This is a genomic window from Streptomyces sp. NPDC047043, assembly GCF_040644055.1.
In the GTDB taxonomy this organism is placed as follows: Bacteria; Actinomycetota; Actinomycetes; order Streptomycetales; family Streptomycetaceae; genus Streptomyces.
The window spans coordinates 51,586-70,718 of the sequence record NZ_JBEYVO010000005.1 but is presented as its reverse complement, the minus strand read 5'-3'; the positions used below and the strand labels follow the sequence as shown (position 1 = coordinate 70,718).

Sequence of the window (19,133 nt, the reverse complement as noted above, 5' to 3'; positions counted from 1 at the left end):
CCCTGACGGAGGGGCGAACACGTCGGGCTCGCGCGGGCGCGGGGCCCGGCGGATTGTCATCGGGCGGGGCGACGAGATCTACTACACCGGTGATCACTACTCGTCGTTCAGGGCGGTGCTGAGATGACCCACGACCCGCTCACGCAGGTCCTGTCGGGCCACACGCCACCGGGCGTGCTGTCCTGGCCCGCCGAACTGCCGGCGCATCGAGCCCTGGACGAAGCCCGCGCCGCGGGCTGGGAGACGGCCGTTGTGGAGCTGTCCGGAGTCCTCGACAAGGCCGGGCTCATGGCGGCGAGCGCGGTCGCGCTGCGGCTGCCCGACTGGTTCGGCGCCAACTGGGACGCCCTCGCCGACTGCCTGACCGACCTGGAATGGTGGCCGGCCGAGCGGGGACGGCTGATCCTTGTGCGGGACTGGCAGGGCTATGCGGCGGCCGATCCCAAGGGGTGGGGCGTTCTGCAGGAGATCTTCGCCGACGCGGCGGCTCACTGGCGCGACACGGACACCGGTCTGGCCGTCGTGATGACGCTGGGCTGAGCACCCCGGGGCCCCTGGGCCGGGGCGGTGTCGGAGGATTGCACGAACGCCCTGCCGGCCTGCCTGGACGTTCCGACCAGGCAGTGCATACCCGTCGACATGGGACAATGAAGTACGTGCTCTTCCCCCTGGCTGACCTGTCCGGGGACCACCTCTGATCGACTGGGATGTGCAGCACGTGCGTTTCCTCAATGACATCCAGCCCGCGTACGACCTGACGTACGACGACGTCTTCATGGTCCCGAGCCGCAGTGCGGTCGGCTCGCGGCAGGGCGTGGACCTCAGCTCCCCGGACGGCACGGGCACCACGATCCCGCTGGTCGTCGCCAACATGACCGCCATCGCCGGGCGCCGCATGGCCGAGACGATGGCCCGGCGCGGCGGGCTCGTCGTCATCCCGCAGGACATCCCGATCGAGGTCGTCACCGACGTCGTCGCCTGGGTGAAGAGCCGCCACCACGTGCTCGACACCCCGATCGTGCTGACCCCGCACCAGACCGTCGCCGACGCACTGGCCCTGCTGCCCAAGCGGGCGCACAACGCCGGTGTGGTCGTCGACGAGGCCGGCCGGCCCGTCGGTGTCGTCACCGACCAGGACCTGACCGGCGTCGACCGCTTCACGCAGCTCGAGGTCGTCATGTCCAAGGACCTGCTGCTGCTCGACGCGGACATCGACCCGCGCGAGGCCTTCAACCGCCTGGATCACGCGAACCGCCGCTACGCGCCCGCCGTCGACAAGGACGGCCGCCTCGCCGGCATCCTCACCCGCAAGGGCGCCCTGCGCGCCACGCTGTACACCCCGGCCGTGGACGCGAACGGCAAGCTGCGCATCGCCGCCGCCGTCGGCATCAACGGTGACGTCGCGGGCAAGGCCAAGCAGCTGCTCGACGCGGGCGTGGACGCGCTCGTCATCGACACCGCGCACGGCCACCAGGAGTCGATGATCGCCGCGATCAAGGTGGTGCGGGCGCTCGACCCGCAGGTGCCGATCGTCGCCGGCAACATCGTCGCCGCGGAGGGTGTGCGGGATCTGATCGAGGCCGGCGCCGACATCGTCAAGGTGGGCGTGGGCCCCGGCGCCATGTGCACCACCCGCATGATGACCGGCGTCGGCCGGCCGCAGTTCTCGGCGGTCCTGGAGTGCGCGGCCGAGGCCAGGAAGTACGGCAAGCACGTGTGGGCCGACGGCGGTGTCCGGCACCCGCGCGACGTGGCCATGGCGCTGGCGGCCGGTGCGTCCAACGTGATGGTCGGGTCCTGGTTCGCGGGGACGTACGAGTCGCCGGGCGACCTGCAGCAGGACGCCAACGGCCGCCTCTACAAGGAGTCGTTCGGCATGGCGTCGGCGCGGGCCGTGGCCAACCGGACGTCCGACGAGTCGGCGTACGACCGTGCCCGCAAGGCGCTGTTCGAGGAGGGCATCTCGACCTCCCGGATGTTCCTCGACCCGGTCCGGCCGGGCGTCGAGGACCTGATCGACTCGATCATCGCGGGCGTCCGCTCCTCCTGCACCTACGCCGGCGCGGGCTCTCTCGAGGAGTTCGCCGAGAAGGCCGTCGTCGGCATCCAGAGCGCCGCCGGCTACGCGGAGGGCAAGCCGCTGCACGCCAGCTGGAGCTGAGCCAAGTCCCCTGCGTACGGCCCCCGTTGAAATTCGGGGGCCGTACGGCTGCCCGGGCTCTACCGTCGGGTGCATGGAGATCACCGTTTGCCGGGCCGCCGATGTCGCGGCGCTCGACCGGTTCATGGGTGCGACCGCGGCCACGTCCTTTCACGCGCGGCGCTTCGCGCGTCAGGAGGCAGGGGAGTGCACGTATCTCATCGCCTGGCTGGACGGGCGGTCCGTCGGGCACATGGAGATGCGCTGGGTCGGCTGCGACGCTCCCGAGGTCACCGTGGACTGCCCCGAGATCGGCGGGCTGGGCGTCTGGCCGGAGGAACTGCGCTCACGCGGCATCGGCAGCCAACTGATCCGCGCCGCCGAGGAGTTGGCCCGCAAGCGCGGCCTGACCGTCGTCGGTATCGGTGTCGGCAGGGACAATCCGCGCGCCGCCGCGCTGTACCAGCGGCTCGGGTACCGCCCGGTGATCGACTACCTGGACCGCTACACGTACCTCGGCGCGGACGGCGTGGAGCACGAGGTCGTCGACCCGTGCACGTTCCTGACGAAGCCGCTGGTCTGACGCCCCCGGCCGCCGTGCAACGGCCGCACACGGCCGCGCAACGAAACCACGCCCGGTTGCCATGAACGCAACGATCTTGCGGGTATGCGCAAGGTTGCTGCATTACGCCCGTGAAGGCGTGGCAAATAGGGTCATGCGCTGTACGTGGCGTGGCGGGGACCCCGCTCGGTGGGTTTCTGCTCACGCAGGCATGCCGCCGGTCCCCGCCGCCCAGACAGCAGCGACGAAGGAGTCAGCGCGTGCTGGATCAAGGCGCACCCCCGACCGACCGCACCTCGACAGCCCCACCGTCCCCGGGAGCCGTCGGCCGCCTCATGCGGCGCAAACCGGTGGAACGCCTGGTCGCGGAGGGCGGCCAGGGTGAGGGCGGCAGCCTGCGGCGCTCCCTCGGGCTGTGGCAGCTCACCATGATCAGCATCGGCGCCACCCTGGGCACCGGCATCTTCGTGGTCCTCGGCGAGGCCGTCCCCAAGGCCGGTCCCGCCGTCACCCTCTCCTTCGTGATCGCCGGTCTCACGGCGCTCTTCTCCGCCCTCTCGTACGCCGAACTGGCCGGCACCATCCCGGTCTCCGGCTCCTCGTACTCGTACGCATACGCAACGATGGGCGAGCTGATCGCCTGGATCTGCGGCTGGTGTCTGGTCCTGGAGTACGGCGTTTCCGTGGCCGCCGTGGCCGTCGGCTGGGGCGAGTACCTCAACGAGTTGCTCGACGGGACCATCGGCGTCACCATCCCGGACGCCCTGTCGGCCCCGCCCGGCGACGGCGGCATCTTCAACCTGCCCGCGCTGATCGTCGTACTCCTCGCCATGGCGTTCCTGATCGGTGGCGCCCGCGAATCCGCCCGTGCCAACACCGTCATGGTGTGCGTGAAGATCGCCGCCCTGGTGCTGTTCTGCGCGATCGGCGTCCAGGGCTTCAGGTCCGGGAACTACGAGCACTTCATGCCGCTGGGCATGGCGGGTGTGAGCGCCGCCGGGGCGACTCTGTTCTTCTCGTACATCGGCTTCGACGCGGCCTCCACCGCCGGCGAGGAGGCGAAGAACGCACAGCGCGACCTGCCTCGCGCGATCATGCTGTCGCTGGTCATCGTCACCGCGCTGTACGTGCTGGTCGCGGCCGTCGCCGTCGGTGCCAAGCCCTGGCGGCGGTTCAACGACTCCGAGGCCGCGCTCGCCCAGATCATGCGGGACGTCACCGGGCAGACCTTCTGGGGCACCCTGCTCGCCGCCTGCGCCGTCATCGCCATCGCGAGCGTCGTGCTGACCGTGCTCTACGGCCAGACCCGCATCCTCTTCGCGATGTCCCGCGACGGCCTCGTGCCCAAGGTGTTCGCCAGGGTCCACCCGAAGACCGGCACGCCCCGCGCCAACACCGTGATCGTCTCGCTGTTCTGCGGTGTGCTCGCCGCCGCGATCCCGCTCGGGCAGCTCGCCGACGCCACCAGCATCGGCACCCTGTTCGCCTTCGCCCTGGTCAACATCGCCGTGGTGGTGCTGCGCCGGACCCGCCCGGCCATGACCCGCACCTTCCGCGTCCCGCTCTCGCCGGTCCTGCCCGCGCTGGGCTTCGCGTTCTGCGTCTGGATGATGGGCAGCCTGTCCGCCGTCACCTGGGTGGTCTTCGGTGTCTGGATGGCCGTCGGGCTCGTGTTCTACTTCGTGTACGGGTATCGGCGTTCCCGCCTCGCCGCACCGGAAGTGCCCGCAGACTCCTGAGTATCCGCAAACACCTGAAGTGCCCGCACCACCAGAAGTGAAGTGAACGACCCCCAGTGCTGAACGATCTCGACGAACGCATCGTGCACGCCCTCGCCGAGGACGCCCGCCGCTCCTACGCGGACATCGGGCAGCTCGTCGGCCTGTCCGCGCCCGCTGTGAAGCGGCGCGTGGACCGGCTGCGCGCCACCGGTGCCATCACCGGGTTCACCGTGCGGGTGGACCCGTCGGCCCTCGGCTGGGAGACCGAGGGGTTCGTCGAGATCTACTGCCGGCACAACACCTCGCCGGACGTCATCCGGCGGGGCCTGGAGCGCTATCAGGAGGTTGTGGCCGCGTCGACCGTCACCGGCGACGCGGACGCGATCGTCCAGGTCTTCGCCTCCGACATGCGCCACTTCGAGCGGGTCCTGGAGCGGATCGCCGGGGAGCCGTTCGTCGAGCGCACCAAGTCGGTGCTGGTGCTGTCGCCGCTGCTGCGCCGCTTCTCGTCGGGTTCGCCGACGTAACGTTCCTGACGGTCGGCGGTCGTAATCCCGCTGACTGACGCGCCGGTTCTGTCTACCATCGGTGACATGACCTGGCGACATTGATCTTCCCGCCGTGCCTCCCGAGGGCCGCCTCGGACGCCGTACTCCGAGCGTCCGAACTGTCCCTGCGGGAAGGCCACATGACACTCTCACCTGCACGCGTGCCCGCCGCCACCGGCGTGCGGCGGCTCACGGCCACGCTGTACGGCTACGCGTTCCTCGACGACTTCGTCCTGCTCTACCCGGTGTACGCGCTGCTGTTCAGCGACACCGGTCTGTCGGTCTGGCAGATGTCCTCCCTGTTCGCCATCTGGTCGATCACCGGCGTGGTGCTGGAGGTGCCCTCCGGCGCCTGGGCCGACGCCGTCTCCCGTCGGCTGCTGCTCTGGCTCGGCCCGCTGCTGACCGCCGCGGGCTTCGCCCTGTGGGTGCTCACCCCGTCGTACTGGGCCTTCGCCCTCGGCTTCGTGCTGTGGGGCGCGCGCGGAGCGCTCGGCTCCGGTGCGTTGGAGGCCCTCGTCTACGAGGAGCTGGAGCGGCTCGGCGCGGCCGATCGGTACGCCCACGTCATGGGCCGGGCCCGGGCCGCGGGGCTCGTCGCGGTCATGGCGGCGATGGGTCTCGCCGGGCCCGTGTTCGCCTGGGGCGGCTACCCGGCCGTCGGCGCGGCGAGCGTGCTGGCCTGTCTGGCCTCCGCGGCGACGGCGACCCGCTTCCCGGAGCACCGGGTGCCGGGGGAGAGCGACGGCGACAGCTGGGCCGTGACCCTGAAGGCCGGGCTCGCGGAGGTCCGCCGCAACCGGTCGCTGCGCGGGGCGATCCTGCTCGTCCCGGTCGTCAGCTCCGTATGGAGCGCGCTCGACGAGTACACGCCGCTGCTGGCACGGGACACCGGCGTGGCCGAGGCGACGGTGCCGTATCTGCTCCTGATGATCTGGACCGGCGCGACGGCCGGGAGCCTGCTGTCCGGCCGTTTCGAACGCCTCGGGACGCCGGGACTCGCGTGGCTGCTCGGCGGAGCGGCCGTGGCGCTGGCCGTGGGTGCCGCGGCCCGGACACCGGTCGCCCTCGGCCTCGTCGCCCTCGCCTTCGCCGGCTTCCAGCTGGCGACCGTCCTGGCCGACGTCCGCCTCCAGCGGCGCATCGACGACACCGGCCGGGCCACCCTCACTTCGGTCGCGGGCCTGGGCACGGAACTGGTCACGGTCGCCGTGTACGCCGGTTACGCGGCGATTGCGACGAGGACCGCCCACAGCACGGCCTTCGCGCTGTTCGCGATGCCGTACCTGGTGACGGCGGTGCTGCAGGGGCTGACTAGAAGCCCGGCCGCCAAGGCACGACCTTGAAGTCGCCGGTGCCCTTCCTGACCTTCTCGAAGGGGGCCGAACTCACGCACTTGGGCAGGTCCTTCGGCCCCATGTCCTCACTCGCCGCCCAGCTGTACCCGAGCCGGTCGACGCCGCCCGTGTCGTGGACGGTGATGCCCACGTGGTGACCCTTGACCCCGTCCAGATCGGTGTCCGTGATGACGCCGGAGACGACGGCCACCTTGCCGCCGGTGACCAGGCAGTCGACCTTCGCCTTCGCCCAGCCGCCCTCGCCGTTGGCCGCGTAGTGGCTCCAGCGGAAGGTGCCGGTCGCCTTGAGCGGGTTGTCGTTGTCCTTCGCCGCGAGGTGGGCGTCGAAGGTGAAGGTGATGTCGTCGCCCGCGACGCGGTAGAGCTTCGCGGTGCCGGTGAGCGCGGCGGCCTCCCGTTGCGGGCGGCCGCCGTCTCCGGACGCAACGGCGACCCCCGTCGCGCCGGCGGTGAGCAGGAGCACGGCCCCGAGCACGGCGATCCTGGTGCGAGTACGACGCTGCATGACGGTCCTTTCTGCAGGTGAAGCGGACGCTCACCACTGTCCCCGGCGCCGCGCCCCCGCCGCATCGAGCCCGAGTCGGCACCCCGCCTCCGCCGCCCGGCGGGGACCCCGTGGTGCGCTGCGCCTCCAGGAGGACCAGCCCTACGCCCGAGGGCACGCAACGAATCGCCGCCGGACGGATGGCGCACGCAACAAACCGCTCACTGGCGCGCAACGGCTCCTTCTTGCTGGTCCGAGCCCTGCGCCCGTACCGTCTACATGGCCCCCGAAACCCCTCCATACCGTCGAGGAATCCCCATGCGCACCGCCCTGCTGCAGAGCTCCGGACGCCCCGGCTCAGTCGCCGAGAACCTCAAGGTCCTCGACGCTGCCGCGGGCCGTGCCGCCGCCGCGGGCGCCGGGCTGCTTGTGGCGCCGGAGATGTTCCTGACCGGCTATGCGATCGGCGACGACATCGGCCGCCTCGCCGAGCCCGCCGACGGCGACTCGGCGGACGCGATCGCCGACCTCGCCGGACGGCACGGGCTCGCGATCGCGTACGGATATCCGGAGCGGGACGGTGAGACGGTCTTCAACTCCGCCCAGCTGATCTCCGCCGAGGGCATCCGCCTCGCCAACTACCGCAAGACCCACCTCTTCGGCTGCTTCGAACGCGACCACTTCACCCCGGGCGAGCAGCCGGTCGTCCAGGCCGAGCTGGGCAGCCTCCGCGTCGGCCTCATGATCTGCTACGACGTCGAGTTCCCGGAGAACGTCCGCGCCCACGCCCTCGCCGGCACCGACCTCCTGGTCGTCCCGACGGCGCAGATGCACCCCTTCCAGTTCGTCGCCGAGTCGATGATCCCGGTGCGCGCCTTCGAGAACCAGATGTACGTCGCGTACGTCAACCGGGTCGGCCAGGAAGGGGAGTTCGACTTCGTCGGGCTCTCCGCGCTGGCCGGTCCCGACGGGGTCGCCCGCGCCCGCGCCGGCCGCGGCGAGGAGCTCGTCTTCGCCGACACCGACCCCGCCTTCCTCGCCGCCTCCCGCGAGGCGAACCCGTACCTGAAGGACCGCCGCCCCGGCCTCTACGGGTCCCTGGTCTGAAGTCCCACCGAAACAAGCCTCCCCCAGTAGCTTTCGTGCAAGGAGTCCGTACCCCATGACGTCCACCGTGCCCAACGCCGTCGAGCACGCAGACGAGCAGCAGCCGCCGATCACGATGTTCGGCCCGGACTTCCCGTACGCCTATGACGACTTCCTCGCCCACCCGGCGGGCCTCGGCCAGATACCGGCGACCGAGCACGGCGCCGAGGTCGCGGTCGTCGGCGGCGGCCTGTCCGGCATCGTGGCCGCGTACGAGCTGATGAAGATGGGCCTCAAGCCCGTCGTGTACGAGGCCGACCGGATCGGTGGGCGCCTGCGCACGGTCGGCTTCGACGGCCCGGGCACCGACGGACTCACCGCCGAGATGGGCGCGATGCGCTTCCCGCCCTCCTCCACGGCGCTCCAGCACTACATCGACCTGGTGGACCTGAAGACCCAGCCGTTCCCCAACCCCCTTGCGGAGGCGACCCCTTCGACCGTCGTCGACCTCAAGGGCGAGTCGCACTACGCCGAGACGGTCGACGACCTGCCGCAGGTCTACCGCGATGTCGCCGCCGCCTGGAACAAGTGCCTCGAAGAAGGCGCCGACTTCTCCGACATGAACCGCGCGATGCGCGAGCGCGACGTGCCGCGCATCCGCGAGATCTGGGCGAAGCTGGTCGAGAAGCTCGACAACCAGACCTTCTACGGCTTCCTCTGCGACTCGGAGGCCTTCAAGTCCTTCCGGCACCGCGAGATCTTCGGCCAGGTCGGCTTCGGCACGGGCGGCTGGGACACCGACTTCCCGAACTCCATCCTGGAGATCCTGCGCGTCGTCTACACCGAGGCCGACGACCACCACCGCGGCATCGTCGGCGGCAGCCAGCAGCTGCCGTTGCGCATGTGGGAGCGCGAGCCGGAGAAGATCGTCCACTGGGCCCACGGGACCTCGCTGGCGAAGCTGCACGAGAACGGCGAACCGCGCCCGGCCGTGACCCGGCTGCACCGCACGGCGAACAACCGGATCACGGTCACCGACGCGAACGGCGACATCCGCACCTACAAGGCGGCGATCTTCACCGCCCAGTCCTGGATGCTGCTGTCGAAGATCGCCTGCGACGACTCGCTCTTCCCGATCGACCACTGGACGGCGATCGAGCGCACCCACTACATGGAGTCGAGCAAGCTCTTCGTGCCCGTCGACCGGCCGTTCTGGCTGGACAAGGACGAGGAGACCGGCCGGGACGTCATGTCGATGACGCTCACCGACCGTATGACGCGCGGGACTTACCTGCTGGACGACGGTCCCGACAAGCCGGCCGTCATCTGCCTCTCCTACACCTGGTGCGACGACAGCCTGAAGTGGCTGCCGCTGTCCGCGAACGAGCGGATGGAGGTCATGCTGAAGTCGCTCGGCGAGATCTATCCGAAGGTCGACATCAGGAAGCACATCATCGGCAACCCGGTGACCGTGTCCTGGGAGAACGAGCCCTACTTCATGGGCGCGTTCAAGGCCAACCTGCCCGGCCACTACCGCTACCAGCGACGCCTGTTCACGCACTTCATGCAGGACCGGCTGCCCGAGGACAAGCGGGGCATCTTCCTCGCCGGCGACGACATCTCCTGGACGGCCGGCTGGGCCGAGGGCGCCGTCCAGACCGCGCTGAACGCGGTCTGGGGCGTCATGCACCACCTCGGCGGCACGACCGACGCGACCAACCCGGGCCCGGGCGACGTGTACGAGGAGATCGCGCCGGTCGAGCTGCCCGAGGACTAGATTCCGGCGGCGCGCGCCTTCTCGTACACCTCGGCGGCGAGGTCCTTGAGCTCCTGGGCGTCGCGCAGGTCGTGCTGGAGGTCGACGAGGATCTCGTCGACCCCGACCTCGGCATGCGCGAGAAGGTCCTCGACGATCTGGTCGACGCTGCCGTGGAAGGGCGGGCGGTCGGCGCCGTCGTAACCCCCGGGCCGGTAGCGGGTGTTGGCGCGCAGGACCGTCTGGATCGGCTCGGTGCGCCCGCGTTCGGCGGCCAGTTCCTGCAGCTCCTTCCACTGCGCGGCGAGCACCTCGGCTCCCCCCATGCCCACCGGCAGCCAGCCGTCGGCATGGTCGACGAGGCGGCGCCTGGCCTTCCTGGAACCGGCCGCCAGCAGGATCGGGATGGGCCGGGCGGGCTTGGGGCCGACGACGGACGGGTTGATCGTCGTCACGCGACCCTCGTACGACACCGGGTCCGGGCCCCAGACCGCGCGGCACACCTCGATCAGCTCGTCCAGGACCTGGCCGCGCTCCTCGAAGGGGCGCACGGAGGCGGCCGCGTACTCGTCGAACGACCAGCCCGTGCCCAGGCCCGCGACGACCCGGCCGCCGCTCGCCGCGTCCAGCGTGGCCAGGGCCTTGGCGAGCTGGAACGGCACATGCAGCGGGGCGACCAGAACGCTGCTGCCGAGCCGGGCCCGCCGGGTGGCCGCGGCGGCGAGGGTCAGCGTGACCAGGGGCTCGGCGACGCCACGGTACGCGTCCGGCCAGGGCAGGCCCTCGATGCCGTACAGGCCCTGGGTCGCGGGATCCGGGACCAGCAGCCGCTCGTACACCCACAGACTCTCGTAGCCGATCTCCTCGGCCGTGCGCGCGACGTCGGGGACGTCCCTGCCGAGGTCGTACTGCTTGTTCTGGGGGAGACCGAGTCCGAGCCGTACCGGCATACCTGTGCTCCTTTGCAGAAGGTCCGCTCCTGTCGAACGTACAACGCTCATCCAACAGTTGAGGGGCCTCGGCGACGGAGTGGCCGGATCACACCGGCAGGGGTGTGAGCAGCATGCGGCCCGCGAACCCCACCGCCGTGTCGAGCCGTTCCGTGAACTCGGCGGCGACGTCCGGCAGTCCGCGCAGCGCCCACAGCGCACGGGCCGCGGTCCATGTGGCGTCCCTGGCGCGCTCGAGGCTCCATGCGCCGAGCAGATGGGTGAGCGGGTCGGCGATCTGGAGGAGGTCGGGGCCGGGCATCAGATCCTCGCGGATGCGCTCCTCCAGCGAGACGAGGAGGTCGCCCACGCGATCGAACTCGTCCTCCAGCTCGGCCGGTTCGCAGCCGAGGCTACGACAACTGTCCACGACGGCGAGCGCCAGGTCGTGGCCGATGTGCGCGTTGATGCCCGCAAGCGCGAACTGCAGCGGACGTACGCCGGGATGGCGGCGCAGCTGGAACAGCGGCCGCCAGCAGGCCGGCGGCCGACGCTCGCGGGCGACCGCGTCGACGGCGGCCAGATAGCGCTCCGCGAACCGCACGTCCAGCGTGATCGCGGCCCGGGAGTCCGGGAACCCGCCGCCGTCGATACGCCGGTCGACCGCCTCGGTGACGGCGAGGTAGACGCGGTTGAAGACGGCCACGCCGTCGCGCCCGGGCAGGGCGGCGTCCAGGGCGCGCATCCGCGAGACGACTGTGTCGACTTTGTCTACGGGTTCGGTGAACTGTTCCAATTGCCCCATGGAGGAAGGGTCCCAGTCATAGGCTGACGGGAGTGTCGGCGGGCCCGGCGCTTCCCCAGAACGGGGGAACGCACGAGTCGCGGGGCCGGAGAACTGGGGGGAGCGGTACGGTGCCAGGCTTACGCGCGCAGCGTCTGGCGGCACGCAGGGCCGAGCGCAGGCGCGCCGCCCGGCGCGGTGTCATGGTCGCGGCGGCCTCGGTCGTGGTCGCCGTCGGAACGGTGACCGGTATGGTCTCGGCCCTCGACGACGGCCGTGGCGCCGACGAGGCGAAGCCCGAGGTGACCAGCTCGCCGCGGCTGGAGCAGCTGCCGGTGCTGCCGTCTCCGTCGGTGACGGCCACCAAGTCCGTCTCGCCGACGCCGAGTTCGTCGAAGAAGGTCAGTCCCTCGCTGACGAGGACGGAGAAGAAGCGGCAGCCGGCCACCGTGTCCGCCCGCCTCTACCGCCACCCCGACTCCCAGGTGCTCGACTGGGTCCGCTCCCACCCGGGCGACCCGCGCACGCCGGTCATAGAGTCGCGCATCGCCGACCAGCCGGCCGCGGTGTGGTTCGCCGACTACACGCCCGCGACCATCGCCTCCCGGGTCCGCGCGGTCACCTCGGGCGCCGCGGCGCAGGGCCGGGTGCCGGTCGTGGTGCCGTACGCGATACCGGACCGCGACTGCGGCGGCGCCTCCGAGGGCGGGGCGCCCGACCTTTCCGCGTACGACGCCTGGATCGAGAACTTCGCGGCGGGACTGGGCTCGGGCGAGGTCGTCGTGGTCCTGGAACCCGACTCGATAGCCCAGTCCGACTGTCTCTCCGAGGGCGGGCGGGCGGACCGCTTCGCCTCGTTGGCCCGCGCCGGCCGCGTCCTCAAGGCCGTGAACCCGAAGGCCCGGGTCTACTACGACGCCGGCCACTCCGGCTGGAACACCCCCGGCAAACAGGCCGCGCTGCTGAAGCAGGCGGGCGCCGCCTCGGCCGCCTCCTCCGACGGCATCTTCAGCAACGTCTCCAACTTCCACACGACGGCCGACGAGATCGCCTATGACCGACAGGTCCTCGCCGCCCTCGGCGGACCGCCCGGCCTGGGCGCCGTCATCGACACCAGCCGCAACGGCAACGGCGCCCCGGCCGACGGTGAGTGGTGCGATCCGGCGGGCCGCAGGATCGGCCGCACGCCGACGCTCGGCACGGGCGAGGCACGCATCGACGCATACCTGTGGGTGAAGCTGCCGGGGGAGTCGGACGGCTGCAAGGGGTCGCCGGGGACGTTCACGCCGTCGTACGCCTACGACTTGGCGCGCTGAGCCCCCTCGTCGTAGGAACTGGTCCCCTCGTCGAGCAGCGGATGCTGCGTCTTGAGGTGGGCCGGGGCGAACGCCCGCAGTGCGTGGTAGCCGGTGATGACGACCAGCGTGCCCAGCGCGATCTCTGTACGTGAAATCTGTCCGGACCATTGTCACGGGTACCTCGGGGTTCTACGCTCGCACGGTCCTACTCATGAACTGCGTTCACATTCCTGACCATTTGTTCGATGGATCGGAGTGCTAGATGAGAGGAAGATCCCGTGCGGCCGTCCTGCTGGCCGCGATGGTGAGTCTTGGAGCCGTCCTCGTCCCCTCGGCACATGCGACCCCGAAGGCCCCGGACACCGCCGTCCTCGACGGCAGCCGGCTGCAACAGACGAAGGTCCGGCTGGACCGAGGCGATCCCCAACTGCGCCGCTCTCTGCGCAACTTGACGACCCGCGCCGACAACTGGCTGTCCCAGGGCCCCTGGACGGTCGTCGACAAGCCGAAACCCGCACCCGGCGGCGACGTCCACGACTACCTCAGCCAGGCCCCCTACTGGTGGCCCACCACGACCCCGACCGCCGACAACCCGTGGGGCTGCCCCTACGTCCAGCGCGACGGCCAGCGCAACCCCGAGGTCGACTCGGGCACCGACCGCCAGGACGTCGAGCACGTCTTCGACTCGACGTACGACCTGTCCCTGGCCTGGTACTACACGGGCAAGCGGCAGTACGCCGAAAAGGCCGCCCAGATCCTGCGCACCTGGTTCCTCGACCCGGCCACCCGCATGAACCCGAACCTGAACCACGCGCAGTTCATCCCGTGCAAGTACGACGGCCGGGCCATCGGCATCATCGACTTCTCGCAGTCGTACACGAGCGTGCTCGACGCCCAGGCCGTCCTCGCCACCGGCGCCCCGGGCTGGAGCGCCAAGGACCGCACCGCGATGGGCAAGTGGAACGCCGACTTCCTCGGCTGGCTGAAGAACAGCGACTTCGGCAAGGAGGAGGGCGCGGCGGCCAACAACCACGGCACCTTCTACGACATGCAGCTCGCCGCCCTCGCGTACGCGACCGGCGACAAGGCGCTCGCCCGGCGGACCGTCCTCGACGCGCGCGCCCGGCGCATCGACCCGCAGATCGCCGCCGACGGCAGCCAGCCGCAGGAGCTCGCGCGGACGCGGAGCTGGCACTACTCGACCTTCGACCTGGTCGCCTACACCCGGCTCGCGGCCATCGGCCGGCATGTCGGCGTCAACCTGTGGGCCTATCAAGGGCCGGACGGACAGGGCCTGTTCAAGGCCGTGGACTATCTGCTGCCCGCCGCGACCGGGGCCGCCGCGTGGTCGTACCCGGAGCTCGAGTTCCACCGCTTCGCGGCGACCGACGTGGTGCACGCGGCGGCGGACGCGGGGGACAAGGCGGCGCAGAAGGCCGTACCGAAGCTGGAGTCACCGCCCGGCGGTGACCTCTGGGGCCTGCGGCCGGCCGCCGAGCAGTTGGACTCCATAGCGGGCTGACCGGGCCCTTCCCGACCGGGACTCCTGGGCGTCCGCTCCGGGTGGAGCGTCCCCACCGCTCCATCCCGCGACGCCCAGGGGTCCCTCCGGCCTCAGGGCCGAGGGTCGGGAACTGCTGCGGCCTGCGGACCGACCCCGGACCGGGCGCGGCGGTCGCCGGTGCGCAGTACCCCCGCGAAGACCGCGAGGCCGCTCGCCAGGACGGTCACCAGCACGAACGACACCACCAGGCTCGTCGCCTGCGCCACCCCGCCGATCAGGCTCGGCGCGATCAGGCCCGAGGTGTAGGTGATGGTCGCGACGCCCGCGATGGCCTGGCTCGGGTTCGGGCCGCTGTGGCCCGCCGCCGCGAAGCACAGCGGTACGACGACGGCGATGCCGAGACCGAGCAGCGCGAAGCCCGTCATGGCCACCGCCGGATGACCCGCGAGGACGATGAGCAGCCCGCCGAGCACGGCGAACCCGCCGCCCGCCCGCACCGTGCGGACCGCGCCGAAGCGGTTCACCACCGCGTCGCCCGCGATCCGGGCCAGGGCCATGGTGAGCATGAAACCGGTCGTGCACGCGGCCGCGAGGCCCGCCGAGGTGTCCAGCTGGTCGCGCAGGAAGACCGCCGACCAGTCGAGGCTGGCGCCCTCCGCGAACACCGCGCAGAAGCCGACGGTGCCGATCAGCAGCGCGGACTTCGGCGGCAGCGCGAACCTCGGCGGCGGCTCCTCGTCCTCGGCGGGCTGCAGGTCGAGCACCCAGGTGCAGGCCAGCAGGCCGAGGAGGGTGAGCGTCGCCGCTGCCAGCGCGAAGTGCAGACGCGCGTCCGAACCGAGGTGTGCGGCGAGCGTGCCGCCCGCCGAGCCGATCAGGGCGCCCGCACTCCACATGCCGTGCAGACCGGACATGATCGACTTGTTCAGCTGGTGCTCGATCTCGACGCCGAGCGCGTTCATCGCGACGTCGGCCATGCCCGCGCTCGCGCCGTACACGAACATCGCCAGGCACAGGGTGAGCATGTTCGGCGCGAGGGACGGCAGGACGAGAGCCAGCGTCCACAGCGCGATCAGTCCGCGCAGCGCCGTCCGGCTGCCGAAGCGGTGGCTGATCCGGCCGGCCAGCGGCATGGAGCAGGAGGCGCCGAACGCCGTGAAGGCGAGCGCGAAGCCCAGTTGGCCCGCGCTCAGCCCCGCGTGGTCCTGGATCCACGGCACACGCGTCGCGAAGGAGCCGGTGACCGCGCCGTGCACGGCGAACACGGCGGCCACGGCGTACCGTGCCCGCCTCACCTCGCGCAGGTCGTAGACCACGTCGCCCATTCTCGGCCCCCTCCGGTTCCCGCTCGAATGTCTCCGGTTCTCACTCGCGTCGCGTAAACTATCAGGGACCCTGCCTGATAGATAGAGGATTAATGGCCGCACGGCCGCGGGGGCCGGGCTACCGGTCACCCGCCGCGCGGCTCCGCCGATCTGGAAGGATCCCGGCATGCCCGCATCACCGAGCACCGCCCGGGCCATCAACGACCGGCTCGCCCTGCGTCTGCTCCAGCAGGAGGGCCCGTTGACGGCAGGACAGCTGAAGCAGCTGACCGGCCTGTCCCGGCCGACCGTGGCCGACCTCGTGGAACGCCTCACGGCGTCCGGTCTGATCACCGTGGTCGGCGAGGCGGGCGAGCAGCGGCGCGGGCCGAACGCCCGGCTGTACGGCATCGTCGCCGACCGCGCCCACCTCGCGGCGCTGGACGTACGCACCGAAGGCGTCTCCGTGGTCGTCTCCGACCTGGTCGGCGGGATGCTCGCCGAGGCGTCCGTGCCGATCGGCGGCGACATCGGGACCGGACCCGCGGTGGAGCAGGCGGTCGCGCTGGTCGAACGCGTGGTCAAGGAGGCCGGCGCCGACCGGCTGCACACCGTGGGCATCGGTGCCCCCGGCCTGATCGATCCGTCCACCGGTGAACTCCGCGACTCCTCGGGCCTGCCGGAATGGCACCGCCGCCTGTGCGCAGCCCTTCAGGAGCGCTTTCCCGAGACCCGCGTCAACGTCGAGAACGAGACCAACCTCGCGGCACTGGCCGAACAGCGCGACGGCGCGGCCCGCGACCGGGCCACGTTCGTGCTGCTGTGGCTCGGCCACGGCACGGGAGCCGCGGTGGTCCTCGACGGCGCGCTGCGGCGCGGCGCCTCCGGCGGCACCGGGGAGATCGGCTTCCTGCCGGTGCCGGGGTCGAGCGGACTGCCCTCGGCGACGGACTGCGAGGGTGGCTTCCACTCGCTGGCGGGTTCGGCGGCGATCGTGGAGCTGGCGGGGGAGCACGGGGTGGTGGCGGAGGGTGTGGAACGCGAGCCGGTCGCCGCAGCCGTCGTACAGGCGGCGGTGGCTGCTGTTTCGGCGGCCGATGCGGTGTCCGTTGTTCCGGGTTGGGATGCAGCGGGCGCTGTGCTCGTCCCCGGTGCCGGTTCCGCAGCCCGTTTCCTGGATGCCCTGGCCGACCGGCTCGCCGTGGGGGTCGCCTCCGTCGTGGCGATCCTCGACCCCGGATGCGTCGTCCTGGGCGGCGAGGTCGGACAGGCCGGCGGGGACGAACTCGCCGCACGCGTGGAGGAGCGGGTCCGACGGATGTCGCCCCTGCCCACCGAGGTCCGCACCGGCGACCTCGGCGGCGGCGCCGTACTGCGCGGAGCGCTCCTCACCGCACGGGACCGCGCTCAGGACGAGCTGTTCGCGCCTCCCGAACGCTGACCCGCCGCCTGAGGTGGCTCACCCCTGCCGCCTCGCCAGGTACTCCTCGAACGTCCCCTTCCCCACGGCGTGTTCGGGCGTCAGATGTCCGCCACCGCGGAATTCCCGGTACGCCCTGCCCCACAGCGGCACGTTCACCACCGCCCGCCGGCGGCCCGTCGCCTTGAGGTAGGCGCGGGCCAGCGACTCGAAGGTGCGGATCTCCGGCCCACCCATGTCCTCGACCCGCCCGGCGGGCTCGCCCACCGCCAACTCGGCCAGCCGGTCCGCGACTTCGGCCACCTCGATCGGCTGGTCCCGCACACCGGCCGGCAGCAGCACGACCGGCAGCTTCGCGAGCGCCTTGAACAGCATCACCGGCAGATCGTGGAACTGGGTCGTGCGCAGCACCGTCCAGCCCAGCCTCGACTCCTCGATCATCTTCTCGATGGCGAGCTTGGCCTTGTAGTAGCCGAACGGCACCCGGTCGACACCGACGATCGAGATGAAGACCAGATGGCCCACCCCGGCCCGGCGCGCCGCCGCGATCAGACGCGCGGCCGCCTTCTCGTCACCGCCGGTCTGCGTGGTCGCGCAGTGCACGATCGTGTCGACGCCCCCGACCGCCGCGTCCAGCTTGGCACCGCCCTCGCGCAGATCGACGGCGTACGGCTCACTGTGCCGGCTCAGCACCCGCACGTCGTGCCCGTCCGCCCGCAGCCGCGCGGTGACGAGCCGGCCGAGGGTTCCGGTACCGCCGGTCACCAGGATCGTGGTCATGCCGTTCAGCTCCTTCTGATGCGGGGTGCTCCCGGGTGGAGCGCCCTGCGTGAGCTGAGACCTTTCAGCCCGGGTCGAATGTGACAGGCCACTGCGGGTGGTATGTCACATATCACCCGCGTGTGGAATGTGACATACCACTACGACCGCGCGAGCTGACCGCGCACGTAGCCCAGCTTGTCCGGATTCACCACGGCCCGCACATGCGCGACAACACCGTCGCGAACCTCGAACGCGAGCACGGCGACGAGCGTGTCGCCCCGCCAAGCGGCCAGCCCGGGCCCGCCGTTGACTTCGGTCGTCGTGAAGTCCAGGCCCACGGCGAACTTCTCGGCACCGCCCACCGTGAGCCGGGCGACCTTGTCGCGCCCCTCGACCGGCCGCCGGGCCGCGCTGACCTTGCCGCCGCCGTCGCTCGTCCAGGTCACATCGGCCGCCAGCAGCTTCTCCAGACCGGCCAGATCACCGTCCCGGGCCGCCGTGAGGAACGACTCGACGAGCTCCTCCTGCAGCTCCGGCGCCGACTCGAACCGGGGCTGCGGCTCGCCCACCCGCTGCACCGCCCGCCGGTACAGCTGACGGCAGTTGGGCTCGGTCAGGTCCAGGACGCCGGCGATCTCGCGGTGCCCGTAGCCGAACGCCTCCCGCAGCACGTACACCGCGCGCTCGGTCGGGGTGAGCCGCTCCAGCAGCACCAGCATCGCCATCGACACGGCGTCGCGCTGCTCGGCCGACTCCAGCGGGCCGAGAGCACCGTCCGAGGTGATCACCGGCTCCGGCAGCCACGCCCCCACGTACTGCTCGCGTCGGGCCCGCGCCGAGGTGAGCCGGCTGAGGCAGAGGTTGGTGACGACCTTGGCGAGCCAGGCCCCCGGGTACTCGATGCCCGCGCGGTCGGCGCCGCTGAAACGCAGATACGCGTCCTGTACGGCGTCCTGCGCCTCGTCGGCCGATCCCAGCATGCGGTAGGCCAGGCCGAACAGGCGCGGGCGGTGACTCTCGAACTCCTCGGCGAGCGCAGTCGTCATACCCATCACCCTGCCAGAGCCCACCCGGACACGGATGATGAGGCCCGGCGGCGGGCAAGGGCCGTCGTCACCACCGCCGGGCCGGTCTGCGCAGCCCCCGAAAGGACTAGACCAAAGCGTCCACCAGGTGAGGCGGGTTGAGAAGTCCAGTGACGTCCCTTGTGAGCCACCCCACACAGTTCACCCGTATGGACGTCGATCAGGCGTGGCACACTGGCTCTGTACCAGAAGCAGCGCACTCCGGGGTCGGTGAAAGTCCGAACCGGCGGTTACAGTCCGCGACCCGGCCGCTTCCAGCGGCCGGTTGACCAGGTGAAATTCCTGGACCGACGGTTAAAGTCCGGATGGGAGGCAGTGCGCGGCGGGCGGGCATTCGTGCGCGCCGCCGTATCGGTCCGTCCTGCGGGACGGGTGCGTCCGGCGTCGCCCCC

General features: G+C 71.2%; 17 protein-coding genes, 2 pseudogenes and 1 riboswitch. Of the genes and pseudogenes, 12 read left to right on the top strand and 7 right to left on the bottom strand.

The window, feature by feature from the left end; all coding sequences use genetic code 11:
• Positions 1-19 precede the first annotated feature (19 nt).
• The 7 genes and pseudogenes from ABZ880_RS09335 to ABZ880_RS09305 form a co-directional block, all read left to right on the top strand.
• Positions 20-127: pseudogene (locus ABZ880_RS09335) on the top strand (ribonuclease domain-containing protein); the annotation flags it as partial.
• Positions 124-540 (top strand): barstar family protein, encoded by a 417-nt coding sequence (locus ABZ880_RS09330; protein WP_361259420.1) that lies wholly within the window; start codon positions 124-126, stop codon positions 538-540. The pseudogene ABZ880_RS09335 and the gene ABZ880_RS09330, both read left to right, overlap by 4 nt.
• A 178-nt stretch (positions 541-718) precedes the next feature.
• Complete coding sequence (locus ABZ880_RS09325; RefSeq protein WP_361259417.1) at positions 719-2,161, top strand: GuaB1 family IMP dehydrogenase-related protein; 1,443 nt, start codon at positions 719-721, stop codon at positions 2,159-2,161.
• 73 nt (positions 2,162-2,234) lie between these two features.
• Positions 2,235-2,723, top strand: a complete 489-nt coding sequence (locus ABZ880_RS09320; protein ID WP_361259414.1) for a GNAT family N-acetyltransferase — start codon at positions 2,235-2,237, stop codon at positions 2,721-2,723.
• Between the two features lie 239 nt (positions 2,724-2,962).
• Positions 2,963-4,441 (top strand): amino acid permease, encoded by a 1,479-nt coding sequence (locus tag ABZ880_RS09315; protein ID WP_361259411.1) that lies wholly within the window; start codon positions 2,963-2,965, stop codon positions 4,439-4,441.
• Between the two features lie 56 nt (positions 4,442-4,497).
• On the top strand, positions 4,498-4,950 hold the full coding sequence (locus tag ABZ880_RS09310) for an Lrp/AsnC family transcriptional regulator (protein ID WP_361259409.1): 453 nt from the start codon (positions 4,498-4,500) through the stop codon (positions 4,948-4,950).
• 161 nt (positions 4,951-5,111) lie between these two features.
• Positions 5,112-6,317, top strand: coding sequence for an MFS transporter (locus ABZ880_RS09305; protein ID WP_361259405.1), 1,206 nt, complete (start codon positions 5,112-5,114; stop codon positions 6,315-6,317).
• Here ABZ880_RS09305 and ABZ880_RS09300 read toward each other — a convergent pair.
• Positions 6,286-6,834 (bottom strand): hypothetical protein, encoded by a 549-nt coding sequence (locus tag ABZ880_RS09300; RefSeq protein ID WP_361259402.1) that lies wholly within the window; start codon positions 6,832-6,834, stop codon positions 6,286-6,288. The two genes, ABZ880_RS09305 and ABZ880_RS09300, sit on opposite strands and share 32 nt — an antisense overlap.
• Positions 6,835-7,131: 297 nt before the next feature.
• Between ABZ880_RS09300 and ABZ880_RS09295 the strand changes: the two genes are divergently transcribed.
• Together ABZ880_RS09295 and ABZ880_RS09290 are read left to right on the top strand one after the other, a co-directional pair.
• Positions 7,132-7,920 (top strand): carbon-nitrogen hydrolase family protein, encoded by a 789-nt coding sequence (locus ABZ880_RS09295; protein WP_361259399.1) that lies wholly within the window; start codon positions 7,132-7,134, stop codon positions 7,918-7,920.
• 55 nt (positions 7,921-7,975) lie between these two features.
• Positions 7,976-9,676 (top strand): NAD(P)/FAD-dependent oxidoreductase, encoded by a 1,701-nt coding sequence (locus ABZ880_RS09290; protein ID WP_361259396.1) that lies wholly within the window; start codon positions 7,976-7,978, stop codon positions 9,674-9,676.
• On the opposite strand, the gene ABZ880_RS09285 is transcribed toward ABZ880_RS09290, so the two are convergent.
• Together ABZ880_RS09285 and ABZ880_RS09280 are read right to left on the bottom strand one after the other, a co-directional pair.
• On the bottom strand, positions 9,673-10,605 hold the full coding sequence (locus ABZ880_RS09285; RefSeq protein WP_361259393.1) for an LLM class F420-dependent oxidoreductase: 933 nt from the start codon (positions 10,603-10,605) through the stop codon (positions 9,673-9,675). The genes ABZ880_RS09290 and ABZ880_RS09285 overlap by 4 nt on opposite strands.
• Before the next feature lie 88 nt (positions 10,606-10,693).
• Positions 10,694-11,389, bottom strand: coding sequence for a DUF5995 family protein (locus ABZ880_RS09280; RefSeq protein ID WP_361259390.1), 696 nt, complete (start codon positions 11,387-11,389; stop codon positions 10,694-10,696).
• A 182-nt stretch (positions 11,390-11,571) separates the two neighbouring features.
• On the opposite strand from ABZ880_RS09280, the gene ABZ880_RS09275 reads away from it, so the two are divergent.
• Positions 11,572-12,684 carry a glycoside hydrolase family 6 protein gene (locus ABZ880_RS09275; protein WP_361259935.1) on the top strand — a complete coding sequence of 371 codons (1,113 nt, stop codon included), beginning with the start codon at positions 11,572-11,574 and terminating at the stop codon, positions 12,682-12,684.
• Here ABZ880_RS09275 and ABZ880_RS09270 read toward each other — a convergent pair.
• A pseudogene (locus tag ABZ880_RS09270) lies at positions 12,666-12,836 on the bottom strand (nitrate reductase); the annotation flags it as partial. The gene ABZ880_RS09275 and the pseudogene ABZ880_RS09270 sit on opposite strands and share 19 nt — an antisense overlap.
• A gap of 92 nt (positions 12,837-12,928) precedes the next feature.
• On the opposite strand from ABZ880_RS09270, the gene ABZ880_RS09265 reads away from it, so the two are divergent.
• The gene (locus ABZ880_RS09265; RefSeq protein WP_361259387.1) at positions 12,929-14,188 is read left to right on the top strand and encodes an alginate lyase family protein; all 1,260 of its coding nucleotides are present in this window, start codon (positions 12,929-12,931) and stop codon (positions 14,186-14,188) included.
• A 92-nt stretch (positions 14,189-14,280) separates the two neighbouring features.
• On the opposite strand, the gene ABZ880_RS09260 is transcribed toward ABZ880_RS09265, so the two are convergent.
• Positions 14,281-15,495 (bottom strand): MFS transporter, encoded by a 1,215-nt coding sequence (locus tag ABZ880_RS09260; protein ID WP_361259385.1) that lies wholly within the window; start codon positions 15,493-15,495, stop codon positions 14,281-14,283.
• Between the two features lie 166 nt (positions 15,496-15,661).
• On the opposite strand from ABZ880_RS09260, the gene ABZ880_RS09255 reads away from it, so the two are divergent.
• Positions 15,662-16,915: an ROK family transcriptional regulator gene (locus tag ABZ880_RS09255; RefSeq protein ID WP_361259382.1), complete on the top strand. Its 1,254-nt coding sequence runs from the start codon at positions 15,662-15,664 to the stop codon at positions 16,913-16,915.
• 18 nt (positions 16,916-16,933) lie between these two features.
• On the opposite strand, the gene ABZ880_RS09250 is transcribed toward ABZ880_RS09255, so the two are convergent.
• Both ABZ880_RS09250 and ABZ880_RS09245 read right to left on the bottom strand, forming a co-directional pair.
• On the bottom strand, positions 16,934-17,674 hold the full coding sequence (locus ABZ880_RS09250; RefSeq protein WP_361259379.1) for an SDR family oxidoreductase: 741 nt from the start codon (positions 17,672-17,674) through the stop codon (positions 16,934-16,936).
• Between the two features lie 140 nt (positions 17,675-17,814).
• A complete protein-coding gene (locus ABZ880_RS09245; RefSeq protein ID WP_361259376.1) occupies positions 17,815-18,702 on the bottom strand; it encodes an RNA polymerase sigma-70 factor in 888 nt (295 codons plus the stop codon).
• A gap of 231 nt (positions 18,703-18,933) precedes the next feature.
• A riboswitch (FMN riboswitch) is annotated at positions 18,934-19,064 on the top strand.
• Positions 19,065-19,133 lie beyond the last annotated feature (69 nt).

Bases quoted from the DNA above. Each gene is read 5' to 3' on its own strand.
- ABZ880_RS09285 (WP_361259393.1), bottom strand. From the start codon at position 10,605: ATGCCGGTACGGCTCGGACTCGGTCTCCCCCAGAACAAGCAGTACGAC.
- ABZ880_RS09260 (WP_361259385.1), bottom strand. From the start codon at position 15,495: ATGGGCGACGTGGTCTACGACCTGCGCGAGGTGAGGCGGGCACGGTAC.
- ABZ880_RS09245 (WP_361259376.1), bottom strand. From the start codon at position 18,702: ATGACGACTGCGCTCGCCGAGGAGTTCGAGAGTCACCGCCCGCGCCTG.
- ABZ880_RS09290 (WP_361259396.1), top strand. From the start codon at position 7,976: ATGACGTCCACCGTGCCCAACGCCGTCGAGCACGCAGACGAGCAGCAG.
- ABZ880_RS09265 (WP_361259387.1), top strand. From the start codon at position 12,929: ATGAGAGGAAGATCCCGTGCGGCCGTCCTGCTGGCCGCGATGGTGAGT.
- ABZ880_RS09320 (WP_361259414.1), top strand. From the start codon at position 2,235: ATGGAGATCACCGTTTGCCGGGCCGCCGATGTCGCGGCGCTCGACCGG.
- ABZ880_RS09250 (WP_361259379.1), bottom strand. From the start codon at position 17,674: ATGACCACGATCCTGGTGACCGGCGGTACCGGAACCCTCGGCCGGCTC.
- ABZ880_RS09305 (WP_361259405.1), top strand. From the start codon at position 5,112: ATGACACTCTCACCTGCACGCGTGCCCGCCGCCACCGGCGTGCGGCGG.
- ABZ880_RS09255 (WP_361259382.1), top strand. From the start codon at position 15,662: ATGCCCGCATCACCGAGCACCGCCCGGGCCATCAACGACCGGCTCGCC.
- ABZ880_RS09275 (WP_361259935.1), top strand. From the start codon at position 11,572: ATGGTCGCGGCGGCCTCGGTCGTGGTCGCCGTCGGAACGGTGACCGGT.
- ABZ880_RS09295 (WP_361259399.1), top strand. From the start codon at position 7,132: ATGCGCACCGCCCTGCTGCAGAGCTCCGGACGCCCCGGCTCAGTCGCC.
- ABZ880_RS09300 (WP_361259402.1), bottom strand. From the start codon at position 6,834: ATGCAGCGTCGTACTCGCACCAGGATCGCCGTGCTCGGGGCCGTGCTC.
- ABZ880_RS09280 (WP_361259390.1), bottom strand. From the start codon at position 11,389: ATGGGGCAATTGGAACAGTTCACCGAACCCGTAGACAAAGTCGACACA.
- ABZ880_RS09330 (WP_361259420.1), top strand. From the start codon at position 124: ATGACCCACGACCCGCTCACGCAGGTCCTGTCGGGCCACACGCCACCG.